This is a genomic window from Nonomuraea aridisoli (genome assembly GCF_003236395.1).
In the GTDB taxonomy this organism is placed as follows: domain Bacteria; phylum Actinomycetota; class Actinomycetes; order Streptosporangiales; family Streptosporangiaceae; genus Nonomuraea; species Nonomuraea aridisoli.
The window spans coordinates 1-420 of record NZ_POUD01000686.1 but is presented as its reverse complement, the minus strand read 5'-3'; the positions used below and the strand labels follow the sequence as shown (position 1 = coordinate 420).

Annotated in this window: 1 protein-coding gene; it reads right to left on the bottom strand. The window is 65.7% G+C overall.

The features are described 5' to 3' along the window. A partial coding sequence (locus tag C1J01_RS54370; protein ID WP_500048307.1) for a phosphoglucose isomerase-related protein occupies window positions 1–420 on the bottom strand: 420 nt, incomplete at both ends.

The following is a 420-nucleotide window of genomic DNA, read 5'->3' as shown; positions in this document are numbered from 1 at the left end:
GGCGATGAGTGCGCCCAGTGACGCAGCGTCCAGCCTTTCCATCAGGATGGTCGTGCTCGGGCGATTGCCTTCGAACACCATGTGCGGCACCAGCGCTTCGTCGGTGACGCCGCCCGCGCGGACCTCCTCGGCGGTGCGCCCCAGCAGCAGCGCCTCGCCCTGCGCAAAGCAGTTCGCGAGCAGTTTGGCGTGGTGGCCGGGCAGGGTGCGCACCGGCTCGAGTGTGGTGATGAAATCCACGGGCACGATCTGCGAGCCCTGGTGGATCAACTGGAAATACGCATGCTGCCCGTTGGTGCCGGCCGTGCCCCAGACGATGGGGCCGGTGTCGGTATCGATGGCCGCGCCGTTGCGTTGGACGGATTTGCCGTTGCTCTCCATCTCCAACTGTTGCATGAAGTCGGTTAGCAACTCCAGCGG